We start from the raw sequence: 15,879 nt of genomic DNA, 5'->3' as shown, positions 1-15,879 counted from the left end.
AAATTGCCCCGTAATATAGCCCAGACGATTGAATACGCCTACTGCTGCTAATGTTATGTGCGCTTATTTTGACCAGTAAGCGGCTTTTGCTTTCTGCAGTTTTTCATAGGCGTTCAGCAGTGACTGGTGCGCCGGGAAGGCTTTCAGATCGCTATCAACAGCCTGCAGACCATAGAACGGCTCTTCGCCACTCAGGGCCGCACTGGCCGCTTCTACCGCCTCAGCACCGTACATCCGTACGAAGGCATTCAGATATTGCAGCGGCTCGCGATCGTCTTCCTGTGCAAGCAACAACAGCGTTTGCAGGCAGCGGTAATAGTTGGTGCGCTCGGCAGAGAAGACCGACTGGTTGAATTCCATGGTCCACTCGGTCCAGGCCAGGGCCTGATCCAAATCGCCACCCGCCAGGGCCAGCATGGCTTTCAACTCCCCGATGCGCAGGGTATACCAGCCGTTGTCTTTACCGGTCGCCAGGCCCAGCAGTTCGCGTACGCGGGTGAAGTCATCGTGACCTTCTTCGTCCAGTTGGGCGATCAGGTTCAGATAATCTTCTTTCTCCCATTCGCTGCCCGGCAGAGCCAGCAGCGTCTCGCGCAGATGCGCGCCCATGCTGTTATTCGCCAGCCACAGATCTTCAGCCGGGTAGATGTCGGACATACCTGGCACCAGAATACGGCAGGCGTAGACGCCAAGGTGTTCGTAGTCGGCAATATAGACTTCCTGATCTTCCGCGTCGAAGATCGCCATCAGCGTGGCGAACTCTTCTTCAGTGGTACCGGCAAAGCTCCAGTCCACGAACGGATAGTCTGCGTCCTGCTTAAACATATCCCAGGAGATCAAACCGCTGGAGTCGATGAAGTGGGTTTCGAGGTTGGTATGCTCGGCCACTTCTTCATCGTCAAACGTTGGCGGGGTGAACACGTCGAGATCTTTCAGACTACGGCCCTGCAGCAGTTCGGTGACGGTACGTTCCAGCGCCACGCCGAAGTCAGGGTGCGCGCCGAAGGAGGCGAAACAGGTGCCGTTGGTCGGGTTAAACAGCACGACGCAGATAACCGGGTATTTACCGCCCAGCGAGCCGTCATACGCAAAGATTGGGAAACCTTCTGCTTCCAGTTTGGCGATGGATTCCACCACGCCCGGGTAGCGCGCCAGCACGTCTGCCGGAATTTCAGGCAGGCTGATAGATTCGGCAATAATGCGGTTTTTGATGTGACGTTCGAAGACTTCGGAAAGACCCTGCACGCGCGCTTCATTGCGGGTGTTACCGGCGGACATACCGTTGGAGACATACAGGTTGCCGACGATGTTCATCGGAATATAGACGGTTTGCTCATCAGACTGACGGGTAAATGGCAGGGCACAGATACCGCGATCGTCGTTACCGGACTGCAGATCGATCAGCATGCTGGCAGTCAGTTCGTTTTCCGGATCGTAGAAGGCACGCAGGCGGGCGTCGAGAATACCTTCCGGCAGTTCGTCATCTTCGGTCAGTGGGAACCATTTTTCGTTTGGATAGTGAACAAACGGGCCGTTAGCGATGGTTTCGCCCAGCCAGAAGTCAGCGAAGAAATAGTTGGTGGACAGACGCTCAAAATACTCACCCAGCGCAGAGGCCAGTGCCGCTTTTTTTGTCGCACCTTTACCGTTGGTAAAGCACAGGGCACAGTCTTTATCGCGAATATGCACGGACCAGACATGAGGCACCGGATTGAGCCAGGAGGCTTCTTCGATGTTAAAGCCCAGGTCGGTCAGTTTCTGCTGGAAGCGAGCGATGGAATCTTCCAGAGCGGCGTCTTTGCCGGGGATAAATGTTTGAGTCATGGCGTTCACTTTTATCGTACGTAAAGCGCGCAATGATACGGGTTTTGCGTGACAGGTGCTATCTCCGGCGAAAATAAATGCCTGAGCTATGCTTATAGCCAGTAACCTACTGTAAGGCATAGAAAAATGAAAGCTTTCGATCTCCATCGGATGGCGTTTGATAAAGTCCCTCCTGAGTTTTTAGGCGAAGTCGCTCTGCGCAGTCTGTATACCTTCGTCCTGGTCTTTCTGTTTCTCAAGATTACGGGCCGTCGTGGCGTCCGGCAGATGTCGCTCTTTGAGGTATTGATTATCCTGACGCTGGGATCAGCGGCGGGTGATGTTGCCTTCTATGATGATGTGCCTATGGTGCCGGTGTTTATTGTATTTGTCTCACTGGCGCTACTTTACCGTCTTGTCATGTGGCTGATGTCGAAAAGCGAAAAGCTGGAAGACCTGCTTGAAGGGAAGCCGGTTGTAATCGTCGAGGGCGGACAGTTGGCCTGGGAAAATGTAAAAAGTGCCAACATGACCGAGTTTGAGTTCTTTATGGATCTACGCCTGAATAGCGTGGAACAGCTCGGGCAGGTGCGTCTGGCAATAATGGAAACCAACGGGCAGATCAGCGTTTATTACTATTCTGACGAGGACGTAAAGCCCGGTCTCTGTATTTTACCGGACATGCTGATCGAACGTTTCAGAACGGTTCCTGAAGCTGGCGAATATGCCTGCGTACGATGTAGCCACGTGGTTGCGATGCAGCCGGGCGATCGTCAATTATGCCCCCGCTGTGCAAATCCGGAATGGTCGAAGGTTAGCCAGGCTAAACGGCTTACCTGACAGCCATTTTGTCGGTTTTGTCCTGACGAGGCGGTAGATTGTTTTGTGTGACGCGGGACACATTTCGCCGGCTATAAGTTTTAGACATTGCGGCGCGTGTCACTGAATGATAAAACCGATATCCACAGTTATAACTTATGGCTTTTAGCGTGGTGAGGGGAAATGGCTCAAGTCTTTAATTTCAGTTCAGGTCCGGCAATGTTACCGGCAGACGTGCTTAAACAGGCCCAACAGGAACTTTGTGACTGGAACGGTCTCGGTACGTCGGTGATGGAAATCAGCCACCGGGGTAAAGAGTTTATTCAGGTGGCGGAAGAGGCAGAAAAGGATTTTCGCGATCTGCTGAATATTCCCTCGAACTACAAAGTATTGTTCTGTCACGGCGGCGGACGCGGTCAGTTTGCAGGTGTACCGCTGAATATCCTCGGTAACAAAACGACGGCTGACTATGTTGACGCGGGTTACTGGGCGGCAAGTGCCGTTAAAGAAGCGCATAAATACTGCACGCCAAATGTTATCGACGCCAAAGTGACCGTTGACGGTCTGCGCGCCGTTAAGCCAATGAGCGAGTGGCAGCTTTCTGATAACGCAGCGTATCTGCACTACTGCCCGAACGAAACCATTGACGGGATTGCCATCGATGAGACGCCAAACTTCGGCAGCGATGTCGTGGTTGCCGCGGATTTCTCCTCCACCATTTTGTCTGCACCGATTGATGTCAGCCGCTACGGTGTTATCTATGCGGGCGCACAGAAAAATATCGGCCCGGCCGGTTTGACTATCGTCGTCGTGCGTGAAGACCTGCTGGGGAAAGCGCATAAATCTTGCCCGTCGATTCTCGATTACACCGTGCTGAACGATAACGATTCTATGTTCAACACCCCACCTACGTTTGCGTGGTACCTCTCCGGTCTGGTGTTCAAATGGCTGAAGCAAAACGGCGGTGTGGCGCAGATGGACAAGGTTAACCAGCAGAAAGCTGAACTGCTGTATGGCGTCATCGACAAGAGCGATTTCTACCGTAACGATGTCGCGAAAACCAATCGTTCCCGCATGAACGTGCCGTTCCAGCTGGCAGACAGCAACCTGGATAAAGTCTTCCTGGAAGAGTCCTTCGCGGCCGGCCTGCATGCACTGAAGGGACACCGTGTTGTTGGCGGTATGCGTGCCTCCATCTATAACGCGATGCCGCTGGAAGGCGTTAAAGCTCTAACCGATTTCATGATCGACTTCGAACGTCGCCACGGTTAATTACGCTGTTTTCACCCCCGTAGCCCTGCTACGGGGTTTTTATTATGTTGATTTGAGAGTTAAGTTTTCATGGAATCCCTGACGTTACAACCTATCGCGCGGGTAGATGGCACCATTAATCTGCCTGGTTCAAAAAGTGTCTCGAACCGCGCTCTGCTGCTGGCAGCTCTGGCAAACGGCACCACTGTCCTCACAAATCTGCTGGATAGCGATGACGTACGCCACATGCTCAATGCGCTGAAAGCGTTGGGAGTTCAATACACGTTGTCTGACGACCGCACGCGTTGTGAAGTGACTGGTAACGGCGGTGCACTGCGCTCTGGTGAAGAGCTGGAGCTGTTTCTGGGGAACGCCGGTACCGCAATGCGTCCGCTGGCGGCAGCCCTGTGTCTGGGCAGCAACAATATTGTGCTGACCGGCGAGCCGCGCATGAAAGAGCGCCCGATTGGTCATCTGGTGGATGCGCTGCGTCAGGGCGGCGCGCAGATTGAGTATCTGGAGCAGGAAAACTACCCACCGCTGCGTCTGCGCGGAGGTTTTACCGGCGGAAGCGTTGAGGTTGACGGCAGCGTCTCCAGCCAGTTCCTGACGGCACTGCTGATGACTGCACCGCTGGCACCGCAGGACACGGTTATCACCATTAAGGGTGATCTGGTTTCCAAACCGTATATTGATATCACTCTGCACCTGATGAAAACCTTCGGTGTTGAGGTGGAGAACCAGTCTTATCAGCGCTTCGTGGTGCGTGGAGCACAGCAATATCAATCCCCGGGTAGCTACCTTGTTGAAGGTGATGCTTCCTCTGCATCCTATTTCCTGGCCGCTGGAGCAATTAAAGGCGGCACCGTAAAAGTGACCGGTATTGGCCGAAACAGCGTGCAGGGCGATATCCGTTTTGCGGACGTGCTGGAAAAAATGGGCGCTATTGTCACCTGGGGCGATGACTTCATCTCCTGTACCCACGGCGAGCTGAACGCCATCGACATGGACATGAACCATATCCCGGATGCGGCGATGACCATTGCCACGGCGGCGCTGTTTGCCAAAGGCACCACCACGCTGCGTAACATCTACAACTGGCGCGTAAAAGAGACGGACCGCCTGTTCGCAATGGCGACAGAGTTGCGAAAAGTCGGTGCCGAGGTGGAAGAGGGCGAAGACTACATTCGCGTGACCCCTCCGGCAAAACTGCAGTTTGCGGAAATCGGAACCTACAACGATCACCGTATGGCGATGTGTTTCTCGCTGGTGGCGCTGTCAGACACGCCGGTCACCATTCTTGACCCGAAATGTACCGCGAAAACCTTCCCGGACTACTTCGAACAGCTGGCACGCATTAGCACGCTGGCCTGATGATGTTTTGCCGCATCATCTGATGCGGCATTTCCTTACGTTTCCTGACGAACACTTCCGTTCATTTCTTCTACACTCTGCTTCAATCATTCCGTAATTTGCACGCAAAGGTAACAGTTGCGCACGTTGGCGCGTATAATGCGCGGCGTTCATGTAAACGGTATGCCTTATTTAAGGAGAAAAAGATGACGGCAGTTGCCCCGGTAATCACCATTGATGGGCCTAGTGGCGCAGGGAAAGGTACTCTGTGCAAAGCGATGGCGGAAGCATTGCAATGGCATCTTTTAGATTCGGGAGCAATCTATCGCGTGCTGGCTCTGGCAGCGTTGCATCACCATGTGGATGTTGCGTCTGAAGAAGCGCTGGTACCGCTGGCTGCGCATCTGGATGTGCGTTTTGTCTCGACCGATGGCAACCTGGAAGTCATCCTGGAAGGGGAAGACGTAAGTGGTGAAATTCGTACTCAGGAAGTCGCGAATGCGGCCTCTCAGGTTGCAGCATTCCCGCGCGTTCGTGAGGCTCTGTTACGTCGTCAGCGCGCTTTCCGTGAAGCCCCGGGTCTGATCGCCGACGGACGCGATATGGGAACCGTGGTATTCCCTGATGCGCCAGTGAAAATTTTCCTTGACGCCTCTTCTGAAGAACGTGCTCAACGCCGCATGCTTCAGTTGCAGGAGAAGGGGTTTAGTGTTAACTTTGATCGCCTTTTATCCGAGATAAAAGAGCGTGATGACCGCGATCGTAACCGCGCCGTCGCCCCACTTGTTCCTGCAGAAGATGCATTAGTTCTGGATTCAACCAGTTTAACTATTGAGCAAGTGATTGAAAAAGCGCTACAATATGCGCGCCAAAAACTGGCACTCGCGTAATCGCGACCGATTTAGCAGTACCCCCGCTGCAATGGATTGACGGCGGGTATGTGAAACAACCCCATCCGGCACGGAGCCAGGTGGACGTTAATATTAACCTGAAGATTAAACATGACTGAATCTTTTGCTCAACTGTTTGAAGAATCCTTAAAAGAAATCGAAACCCGTCCGGGTTCCATCGTTCGCGGTGTTGTTGTTGCTATCGACAAAGACGTAGTACTGGTTGACGCCGGTCTGAAATCTGAGTCCGCCATTCCGGCAGAGCAGTTCAAAAACGCCCAGGGCGAGCTGGAAATCCAGGTTGGTGACGAAGTTGACGTTGCTCTGGACGCAGTAGAAGACGGCTTCGGTGAAACCCTGCTTTCTCGTGAGAAAGCTAAACGTCACGAAGCATGGATCACGCTGGAAAAAGCTTATGAAGAAGCTGAAACTGTGGTCGGTGTTATCAACGGCAAAGTTAAAGGCGGCTTCACTGTTGAGCTGAATGGTATTCGTGCGTTCCTGCCAGGTTCTCTGGTAGACGTTCGTCCAGTCCGTGACACCCTGCACCTGGAAGGCAAAGAGCTTGAGTTCAAAGTAATCAAGCTGGACCAGAAGCGTAACAACGTTGTTGTTTCCCGTCGTGCTGTTATCGAGTCCGAAAACAGCGCAGAACGCGATCAGCTGCTGGAAAACCTGCAGGAAGGCATGGAAGTCAAAGGTATCGTTAAGAACCTCACTGACTACGGCGCATTCGTTGACCTGGGCGGCGTTGATGGCCTGCTGCACATCACCGACATGGCGTGGAAACGCGTTAAGCACCCAAGCGAAATAGTGAACGTGGGCGACGAAATCACTGTTAAAGTGCTGAAGTTCGACCGCGAGCGTACTCGTGTATCCCTCGGCCTGAAACAGCTGGGCGAAGATCCATGGGTAGCTATCGCTAAGCGTTACCCAGAAGGTACTAAACTGACTGGTCGTGTTACTAACCTGACTGACTACGGCTGCTTCGTTGAGATCGAAGAAGGCGTTGAAGGTCTGGTGCACGTTTCCGAAATGGACTGGACCAACAAAAACATCCACCCATCCAAAGTTGTTAACGTTGGTGATGTAGTGGAAGTGATGGTTCTGGATATCGACGAAGAACGTCGTCGTATCTCCCTGGGCCTGAAACAGTGCAAAAACAACCCATGGCAGCAGTTCGCGGAAACCCACAACAAGGGTGACCGTGTTGAAGGTAAAATCAAGTCTATCACTGACTTCGGTATCTTCATCGGCCTGGACGGCGGCATCGATGGCCTGGTTCACCTGTCTGACATCTCCTGGAACGTTGCAGGCGAAGAAGCAGTTCGTGAATACAAAAAAGGCGACGAAATCGCTGCAGTTGTTCTGCAGGTTGACGCAGAGCGTGAGCGTATCTCCCTGGGCGTTAAACAGCTCGCAGAAGATCCGTTCAACAACTGGGTTGCACTGAACAAGAAAGGCGCAATCGTAAACGGTAAAGTGACTGCAGTTGACGCTAAAGGCGCAACCGTAGAACTGGCTGACGGCGTTGAAGGTTACCTGCGCGCTTCTGAAGCTTCCCGTGACCGCGTTGAAGATGCCACTCTGGTTCTGAACGTAGGCGACGACGTTGAAGCTAAGTTCACCGGTGTTGACCGTAAGAACCGTGCAATCAGCCTGTCTGTTCGTGCTAAAGACGAAGCTGATGAGAAAGATGCAATCGCAACTGTTAACAAACAGGAAGATGCAAACTTCTCTAACAACGCAATGGCTGAAGCTTTCAAAGCAGCTAAAGGCGAGTAATATCAAGTTCTCAGCATCATTTGAGCTGTAATGCATTTACAGCGTGAAGGATGAGGAGCAAACTTGACAGATTGCAGGATTCGTCCTGTAATCAATAACAAAGGGCGGCTACGGCCGCCCTTGTTTAATGAGCTGTTCAGCTAATTGGTTTGAAAGGAACCGGAGGAATCATGACCAAGTCAGAATTGATTGAAAGACTTGCCAGTCAGCAACCGCATATCCCTGCCAAGGCAGTGGAAGATGCCGTAAAAGAGATGCTGGAGCATATGGCCTCCACTCTTGCCCAGGGCGAGCGCATTGAAATCCGCGGTTTCGGTAGTTTTTCTCTGCACTATCGTGCTCCACGCACCGGGCGTAACCCGAAAACGGGTGATAAAGTCGAGCTGGAAGGTAAGTACGTTCCACACTTTAAGCCGGGTAAAGAACTGCGCGACCGCGCCAATATTTACGGTAACTGAGTTTAGCCATCGGGTTAAACTGGGTTCGAAAGAAAGCACCTGCGGGTGCTTTTTTTGTCTTTATCGTTTCAATTCTGAAGAAACCGCGCATTTTTCATTTCGCTTTCTGCAAACCAATAAAATCAATACAGCGCTTGCTGTAAAACGCATTTTTCTCAACTGACGGCTCACCCTGCCTGCCTGCATACTGCCTTTCCTGAGACAGGGAGGTAGTCATGAGAATTCCCGCTATTAGCGTCTGTGCCATTCTGGCGATAACTCCGTTACTCTGGTTACCTGAACTGCCACCACGCTATTTCGTGTGGATAATGATTGTTGGCGGAATAGGGTTGGCCGCGCAGCGGCGCGTACGACTGAAATATGTGGGGATCGGTTTATTATTTTGCGTATGGGGAATTCTTGCCGCTCAAGAGAGCGTCTGGCCGATGCAACATTTAACGTCAGATGCCGTACATGCTGAGGTAGAGATCACCGCCACTGATGGTTCAACAATGCATCAGGGAAAGATTATCAACGTCGATGGCCAACGCGGGTGGACATCGGCTGGCGTAACATTGTATGGCAATGCACTGCCGCAAAAGGTTTGTGCCGGCCAGCGCTGGGCCATGACGCTCAGACTTAGGCCTGTACATGGAGAATTAAATGACGGGGGCTACGATCTTCAGCGAAGCGCGTTTGCCCAACATCAAACACTGAGTGGGCGCTTCACCCATGCGGAACTCGTCGATGGACGCTGTAGCCTGCGTGCTCAATACCTGATGTCACTGCAAAACCGGCTTTCTTCTTATCAATGGGGGGCTGTTATCCTTGGATTGGGGATGGGAGAACGTCTGGACGTACCCCAGGAAATAAAAGACCTGATGCGGGAAACCGGCACACTCCATCTGATGGCAATTTCAGGACTGCATATCGCGATGGCAGCATCCATCGCCTGGCTACTCGCACGTGGGTTCCAGTTTTTATTACCCTGCCACTGGATCCGCTGGCAGATGCCTCTGCTGGCTGGGGTGGTTTTTGCTGCCTTCTATGCCTGGCTTACTGGTCTGCAACCCCCGGCATTGCGAACGGTTACCGCCATTACTATGCTGGCGGCGTTGCGGATCGCCGCCCGTCAATGGTCCCCCTGGGAGATCTGGTTTTGCTGTGTTGCGGCGATCCTGTTAATCGATCCATTAGCTGTGCTTTCACAGAGTCTGCTCTTGTCAGCCTTTGCGGTTGCCGCACTGATTTTCTGGTTTCAGTGGTTGCCTCTTCCTCACGGACACCGGGCTCGCTGGATGCGGCCGCTACTGAATCTGCTTTATCTTCAGATAGGAATGCTGCTGTTGCTCATGCCTTTGCAGGTCCTGATTTTCCATGGCTTCAGCATCTCTTCCCTGGTTGCGAATCTCTTTGCCGTTCCCCTGGTGACATTGGTCTCTGTCCCGCTGATCCTGCTCGGTATGCTGCTTCATCTGCTTCCACTGACGGCCCTGGAAAGTACCATCTGGTTTGCAGCCGAAAAGTCTCTGGCGGTATTGTTCTGGCTGCTGATGCGCCTGCCTGATGGCTGGCAAAATGTGGATCAACGCTGGCAGTCCCTCACATTACTCCCCTGGCTTATCATTGTTGGCTGGCGGTTTCGTGCCTGGAGCAGTGTTCCTGCCGTTTGCCTGGCTGGAAGTGTCATACTCACATTTCCCCTCTGGCGAACGGCAAAAAGCGATAGCTGGACGTTACATATGCTGGATGTGGGGCAGGGCCTGGCAATGGTTATTGAAAGACAGGGAAAAGCCATTCTCTATGATACCGGGCTCGCCTGGCCAGGCGGCGATAGTGCGCAGCGGTTAATTATTCCGTGGCTCCGTTGGCATCACCTGCGACCAGAAGGCGTAATTCTCAGTCACGAGCATCTTGACCATGCGGGAGGGCTGATATCGCTGCAAAAAACATGGCCTGATTTGTGGATAAGAAGTCCATTACGCCAGGCAGGGCATCATCCCTGTTTTCGTGGGCAGAGATGGATTTGGCAGGGGTTGACCTTCGCCGTCCATTGGCCACCTGAAAATTATCCTGCTCAAGGAAACAACCACTCCTGTGTGGTAAAAATTGACGACGGCGAGCAGAGTGTTCTGCTGACAGGGGACATTGAAGCGCAAGCGGAACAGGCAATGCTTAGCCATTACTGGCGTAATGTGACGTCTACACTCATACAGGTACCCCATCATGGCAGTAAGACGTCTTCTTCATTGCCACTGGTTCAACGGGTAGAAGGGCAAATTGCCCTGGATTCGGCGGCACGCTATAACGCATGGCGATTTCCGTCGGCGAAAGTGGTTCGACGTTATCGAAAAGAGGGATATATCTGGCACGATACCCCCCATTCTGGACAAATATCGGTGACATTTTCGCAACATCGCTGGCAAATCCTGCGCTTGCGAGAGCAATTTTTACCACGTTGGTATCATCAGTGGTTTGGCGCGCCCGTAGATAACGGGTAGAATATGCGGCTATTTCAACAAATGCTGGTTTTTTGAATGCATAACGACAAAGATCTCTCCACGTGGCAAACCTTCCGCCGACTCTGGCCGATGATTGCGCCCTTTAAACCAGGCTTGATCGTGGCGGGTGTAGCGTTAATCCTCAACGCAGCCAGCGATACTTTTATGCTATCGCTTCTCAAACCGTTACTGGACGACGGTTTTGGTAAAACGGATCGCTCAGTGTTGCTATGGATGCCTCTGGTGGTTATCGGACTGATGATCTTACGCGGCATCACCAGCTATATCTCCAGCTACTGTATTTCCTGGGTATCAGGGAAAGTGGTTATGACTATGCGTCGCCGTCTGTTCAGTCACATGATGGGCATGCCGGTCTCATTCTTTGATAAACAGTCGACCGGGACGCTGCTGTCTCGCATTACCTACGACTCAGAACAGGTTGCCTCCTCGTCATCAAGCGCACTGATTACCGTTGTGCGTGAGGGCGCGTCGATTATCGGCCTGTTCGCGATGATGTTCTATTACAGCTGGCAGCTGTCGATCATCCTTATCGTTCTGGCACCGGTGGTTTCTATTGCGATTCGCGTCGTCTCAAAACGTTTCCGCAATATCAGTAAGAATATGCAGAACACCATGGGGCAGGTGACGACCAGTGCAGAACAGATGCTGAAAGGACATAAAGAGGTGTTGATTTTCGGCGGTCAGGAAGTCGAAACCCACCGCTTTGACAAAGTCAGCAACAAAATGCGCCTGCAGGGGATGAAAATGGTGTCGGCCTCTTCAATCTCTGACCCTGTTATTCAGCTGATTGCCTCTCTGGCACTGGCATTCGTTCTGTATGCGGCAAGCTTCCCTAGCGTGATGGAGACGCTGACGGCGGGTACTATCACCGTGGTCTTCTCCTCGATGATTGCTCTGATGCGTCCACTGAAATCGCTGACAAACGTCAATGCCCAGTTCCAGCGTGGGATGGCTGCTTGTCAGACTCTCTTCAGCATTCTGGATTCCGAGCAGGAGAAAGATGAAGGTACACGCGTGATTGAGCGCGCCCGTGGCGATGTCGAATTCCGCAATGTCACTTTCGCCTATCCTGGCCGTGAAACTCCGGCCCTGCGCAACATCAACCTGACCATTCCGGCGGGGAAAACCGTTGCACTGGTTGGTCGTTCCGGTTCAGGTAAATCGACCATTGCCAGCCTGATCACCCGTTTCTACGATATTAACGAAGGTGAGATTCTGTTGGATGGCCATGACCTGCGAGAGTACACCCTGCAGTCGCTGCGTAACCAGGTTGCGCTGGTCTCACAGAACGTGCATCTGTTCAACGATACTGTTGCAAACAACATTGCTTATGCACGCACTGATGAATACAGCCGCGAGCAGATTGAAAACGCCGCGCGTATGGCGTACGCAATGGACTTTATCAACAAGATGGATAACGGACTGGATACCATAATCGGTGAGAACGGGGTGCTACTCTCCGGTGGGCAGCGTCAACGTATCGCCATTGCGCGTGCGCTGCTGCGCGATAGCCCAATTCTGATCCTTGATGAAGCGACCTCGGCGCTGGATACGGAATCGGAACGCGCGATTCAGTCAGCCCTGGATGAACTGCAAAAGAACCGTACATCGCTGGTGATTGCACACCGTCTGTCGACTATCGAGCAGGCTGATGAAATCGTGGTGGTTGAAGATGGCGTCATTGTTGAACGCGGAAGCCATACTGATTTGCTGGAGCACCGTGGTGTTTACGCCCAGCTTCATAAGATGCAGTTTGGCGCATGATTGCACGCATCTGGTCCGGTGAATCGCCGCTGTGGCTACTGCTTCTGCCGTTCTCCTGGCTTTATGGCCTGGTGAGCGTTGTCATTCGTCTTCTTTATCGTCTGGGGCTCAAACGCGCATGGCGCGCGCCGGTTCCGGTAGTGGTTGTCGGTAACCTCACCGCGGGTGGCAACGGTAAAACGCCAGTCGTTATCTGGCTGGTGGAACAGTTGCAAAAACGCGGTATACGTCCCGGCGTAGTGTCGCGCGGGTATGGCGGCAAGGCAACGCATTACCCACTGCTGCTGACGGATGAAACATCGACTGCTGAAGCGGGTGATGAACCGGTTTTAATTTACCAGCGTACCGGCACTCCGGTTGCGGTTTCTCCGGTGCGCAGCGACGCCGTGCAGGCACTGCTTGCAGAACATGCGGTACAAATCATCATCACTGATGATGGTCTGCAGCATTATGCTCTGGTGCGTGACAAAGAGATTGTGGTTATTGATGGCGTTCGTCGTTTTGGCAATGGCTGGTGGCTGCCGGCCGGGCCGATGCGCGAACGCGCTTCACGTCTGAAATCCGTAGATGCGGTCATTGTGAATGGTGGTGTGGCAAAAGCGGGTGAAATCCCTATGCATCTCCATCCTGGTCTGGCGGTGAATTTGCAGACCGGGGAACGCCGGGAAGTTGCACAACTTCCCGCCCTGGTAGCGATGGCCGGTATTGGCCATCCTCCACGTTTCTTCACGACGCTGGAACAGTGTGGCGCACAGCTTGAAAAATGTGTGCCGCTGGCGGACCACCAGGCGCTGGTGGAAGAGCAGGTCGATGCCCTGACTATGCCGGGACAGACGCTGATCATGACCGAAAAAGATGCGGTGAAATGCCGTGCCTTTGCAAAAGAAAACTGGTGGTACCTGCCGGTTGACGCTGAACTCAGCGGCGAGCAGCCGGAACAATTACTCAAGGAACTGATCACGTTGGTGAAGTGAAGGCTTACGCGGTTCTGGTGGCGCTTTGACTGACAGGAAAACGCATGTCTTTACCGCAACTCTCGCTTTCAGCCGCACGTAATTTGCACCTTGCTGCGCAGGGGTTACTCAAAAAACCCCGTCGCCGCGCGCAATCTGCCGATATCCTCTCTACCATCCAGCGCATGTCGCTACTTCAAATCGACACCATTAACATCGTGGCCCGTAGCCCTTATCTGGTGCTGTTTAGCCGTCTGGGGAATTATCCCTCGCAATGGCTGGATGAGGCTCTCAGCAAAGGGGAGTTAATGGAGTACTGGGCGCATGAAGCGTGTTTCTTGCCTCGCAGTGATTTTGCCCTGGTTCGTCACCGGATGCTTGCTCCGGAGAAGATGGGCTGGAAGTACCGGCAAGAGTGGATGCTGGAACATGCAACTGAGATTGAGCAACTCATCCGCCACATTCAGGAAAACGGACCTGTACGTTCTGCCGATTTTGAGCATCCGCGAAAAGGTACGAGCGGCTGGTGGGAGTGGAAGCCGCATAAACGCCATCTCGAAGGACTGTTTACGTCAGGCCAGGTCATGGTGATTGAACGGCGTAATTTTCAGCGTGTATACGACCTGACCCATCGTGTGATGCCTCACTGGGACGATGAGCGTGACTTATTGACTCAGGAAGCGGCTGAGGATGTCATGCTGGAAAACAGTGCCCGCAGTCTGGGTATTTTCCGCCCACAGTGGCTGGCAGATTATTACCGCCTGCGCCAGCCCGCGCTGAAACCATTGCTGGAAATATGGCAGCGCGAACAGCGAGTCGTTCCCGTCACAGTGGAAACACTGGGAGAAATGTGGCTGCATTCGGAGCTACTTCCGCTTCTGCCTCAGGCTCAGGAAGGAAAACTTCAGGCAACACATAGCGCGGTGCTGTCTCCTTTCGATCCTGTGGTTTGGGACAGAAAAAGAGCCGAGCAACTGTTCGGTTTCACTTACCGACTGGAGTGCTACACTCCAGCACCGAAGCGCCAGTATGGCTACTTTGTTCTGCCTCTGCTGCACAAAGGGCAACTTGTCGGGCGCATGGACGCCAAAATGCACCGTAAAACCGACACGCTTGAGGTCATCGCACTCTATCTGGAAGAGGGTATCAGAGTGTCAGCGAGTCTGGAAAAAGGGTTAGCGTCCGCTATAAGCGATTTTGCTCGCTGGCAGGGGGCCAGCAACGTGACGCTGGGGCGGGTACCTGACGGACTGTTTACAACCTGCCGAAGTGGCTGGGAAACAGGCACTCTCTGAAAAGGGAATGTGGTAAGCTTTAATGATTACCCATACGGAGGAACTATGGATCACCGTTTACTTGAAATTATTGCCTGCCCGGTGTGCAACGGCAAACTCTACTATAGCCAGGACAAACAAGAGCTGATTTGCAAGCTGGACAGCCTGGCTTTCCCGCTGCGTGACGGTATTCCGGTTTTGCTGGAAAACGAAGCCCGCTCCCTGGTGGCAGAAGAGAGCAAGCCATGAGTTTTGTTGTCATTATTCCTGCGCGTTATGCGTCAACGCGACTGCCGGGTAAACCACTGGTGGATATCAACGGCAAGCCGATGATTGTGCATGTCCTGGAGCGTGCACGTGAATCGGGTGCCGATCGCGTTATTGTTGCTACCGATCATCCGGACGTCGCCCGCGCGGTGGAGGCAGTCGGCGGAGAGGTGTGCATGACCCGTGCCGATCACCAGTCCGGCACTGAACGTCTGGCGGAAGTGGTTGAAAAATGCGGTTTTAGTGACGATACGGTCATCGTTAACGTCCAGGGCGACGAGCCGATGATCCCGGCGGTTATTATCCGTCAGGTGGCGGAAAACCTGGCACAACGTCAGGTCGGTATGGCCACACTCGCAGTACCCATTCACCACGCTGAAGAAGCATTCAACCCGAATGCGGTGAAGGTGGTGATGGATGCCGAAGGTTATGCGCTCTATTTCTCCCGCGCCACGATTCCGTGGGATCGCGATCGCTTTGCGCTCTCTAAAGAGACTATCGGTGATTCATTCCTGCGCCATCTGGGGATTTACGGCTATCGCGCCGGCTTTATTCGTCGATATGTCACCTGGGCACCCAGCCCGTTGGAACATATTGAAATGCTGGAGCAGCTTCGTGTGCTCTGGTACGGTGAAAAAATCCACGTTGCTGTTGCCATGGAAGTGCCTGGAACGGGCGTTGATACACCGGAAGATCTTGAGCGCGTTCGCGCCGAACTGCGTTAATATTGCCTTCATCCCTCCTTTCGGGGGGATGTTCTC

General features: G+C 53.1%; 14 protein-coding genes. 12 read left to right on the top strand and 2 right to left on the bottom strand.

What is annotated here, in order from left to right; all coding sequences use genetic code 11:
• Positions 1-63: 63 nt before the first annotated feature.
• Positions 64-1,824 carry a 30S ribosomal protein S12 methylthiotransferase accessory factor YcaO gene (gene ycaO / locus JGF26_RS02995; RefSeq protein ID WP_033830109.1) on the bottom strand — a complete coding sequence of 587 codons (1,761 nt, stop codon included), beginning with the start codon at positions 1,822-1,824 and terminating at the stop codon, positions 64-66.
• 126 nt (positions 1,825-1,950) lie between these two features.
• On the opposite strand from ycaO, the gene JGF26_RS02990 reads away from it, so the two are divergent.
• From JGF26_RS02990 to ihfB, 6 genes are all read left to right on the top strand, one after another.
• The gene (locus JGF26_RS02990; protein WP_134707389.1) at positions 1,951-2,643 is read left to right on the top strand and encodes a DUF421 domain-containing protein; all 693 of its coding nucleotides are present in this window, start codon (positions 1,951-1,953) and stop codon (positions 2,641-2,643) included.
• Between the two features lie 162 nt (positions 2,644-2,805).
• Positions 2,806-3,894, top strand: coding sequence for a 3-phosphoserine/phosphohydroxythreonine transaminase (gene serC, locus JGF26_RS02985; RefSeq protein ID WP_028019248.1), 1,089 nt, complete (start codon positions 2,806-2,808; stop codon positions 3,892-3,894).
• A gap of 69 nt (positions 3,895-3,963) precedes the next feature.
• The gene (gene aroA, locus JGF26_RS02980; RefSeq protein ID WP_049005471.1) at positions 3,964-5,247 is read left to right on the top strand and encodes a 3-phosphoshikimate 1-carboxyvinyltransferase; all 1,284 of its coding nucleotides are present in this window, start codon (positions 3,964-3,966) and stop codon (positions 5,245-5,247) included.
• A gap of 185 nt (positions 5,248-5,432) precedes the next feature.
• Positions 5,433-6,116, top strand: a complete 684-nt coding sequence (cmk, locus tag JGF26_RS02975) for a (d)CMP kinase (protein WP_013097305.1) — start codon at positions 5,433-5,435, stop codon at positions 6,114-6,116.
• 111 nt (positions 6,117-6,227) lie between these two features.
• Positions 6,228-7,901: a 30S ribosomal protein S1 gene (gene rpsA, locus JGF26_RS02970; RefSeq protein ID WP_008499966.1), complete on the top strand. Its 1,674-nt coding sequence runs from the start codon at positions 6,228-6,230 to the stop codon at positions 7,899-7,901.
• Between the two features lie 170 nt (positions 7,902-8,071).
• Positions 8,072-8,359, top strand: a complete 288-nt coding sequence (gene ihfB / locus JGF26_RS02965) for an integration host factor subunit beta (RefSeq protein WP_008499965.1) — start codon at positions 8,072-8,074, stop codon at positions 8,357-8,359.
• A gap of 94 nt (positions 8,360-8,453) precedes the next feature.
• Here ihfB and JGF26_RS22505 read toward each other — a convergent pair whose 3' ends face one another.
• Complete coding sequence (locus JGF26_RS22505; protein WP_255660271.1) at positions 8,454-8,576, bottom strand: hypothetical protein; 123 nt, start codon at positions 8,574-8,576, stop codon at positions 8,454-8,456.
• On the opposite strand from JGF26_RS22505, the gene JGF26_RS02960 reads away from it, so the two are divergent.
• Genes JGF26_RS02960 through kdsB form a run of 6 tightly spaced genes read left to right on the top strand, consistent with a single transcriptional unit; the run spans position 8,575 to position 15,843 of the window.
• The gene (locus tag JGF26_RS02960) at positions 8,575-10,839 is read left to right on the top strand and encodes a ComEC family protein (RefSeq protein WP_134707390.1); all 2,265 of its coding nucleotides are present in this window, start codon (positions 8,575-8,577) and stop codon (positions 10,837-10,839) included. The two genes, JGF26_RS22505 and JGF26_RS02960, sit on opposite strands and share 2 nt — an antisense overlap.
• A 36-nt stretch (positions 10,840-10,875) precedes the next feature.
• Positions 10,876-12,624 (top strand): lipid A ABC transporter ATP-binding protein/permease MsbA, encoded by a 1,749-nt coding sequence (msbA, locus tag JGF26_RS02955; RefSeq protein WP_049005473.1) that lies wholly within the window; start codon positions 10,876-10,878, stop codon positions 12,622-12,624.
• Positions 12,621-13,598, top strand: coding sequence for a tetraacyldisaccharide 4'-kinase (gene lpxK / locus JGF26_RS02950; protein WP_134707391.1), 978 nt, complete (start codon positions 12,621-12,623; stop codon positions 13,596-13,598). The genes msbA and lpxK overlap by 4 nt, the downstream gene beginning before the upstream one ends.
• A gap of 44 nt (positions 13,599-13,642) precedes the next feature.
• Positions 13,643-14,872 (top strand): winged helix-turn-helix domain-containing protein, encoded by a 1,230-nt coding sequence (locus JGF26_RS02945; RefSeq protein WP_128348087.1) that lies wholly within the window; start codon positions 13,643-13,645, stop codon positions 14,870-14,872.
• 45 nt (positions 14,873-14,917) lie between these two features.
• The gene (gene ycaR, locus JGF26_RS02940; protein ID WP_006174474.1) at positions 14,918-15,100 is read left to right on the top strand and encodes a protein YcaR; all 183 of its coding nucleotides are present in this window, start codon (positions 14,918-14,920) and stop codon (positions 15,098-15,100) included.
• A complete protein-coding gene (gene kdsB / locus JGF26_RS02935; protein ID WP_049005476.1) occupies positions 15,097-15,843 on the top strand; it encodes a 3-deoxy-manno-octulosonate cytidylyltransferase in 747 nt (248 codons plus the stop codon). Before ycaR ends, kdsB begins: the two co-directional genes overlap by 4 nt.
• The last annotated feature ends 36 nt before the right edge of the window (positions 15,844-15,879 follow it).

The organism is Enterobacter sp. E1, assembly GCF_016809815.1.
GTDB lineage: Bacteria > Pseudomonadota > Gammaproteobacteria > Enterobacterales > Enterobacteriaceae > Enterobacter > Enterobacter adelaidei.
Note: the sequence above shows the minus strand (reverse complement) of the source record. Positions and strands in the feature narration are given on the sequence as shown.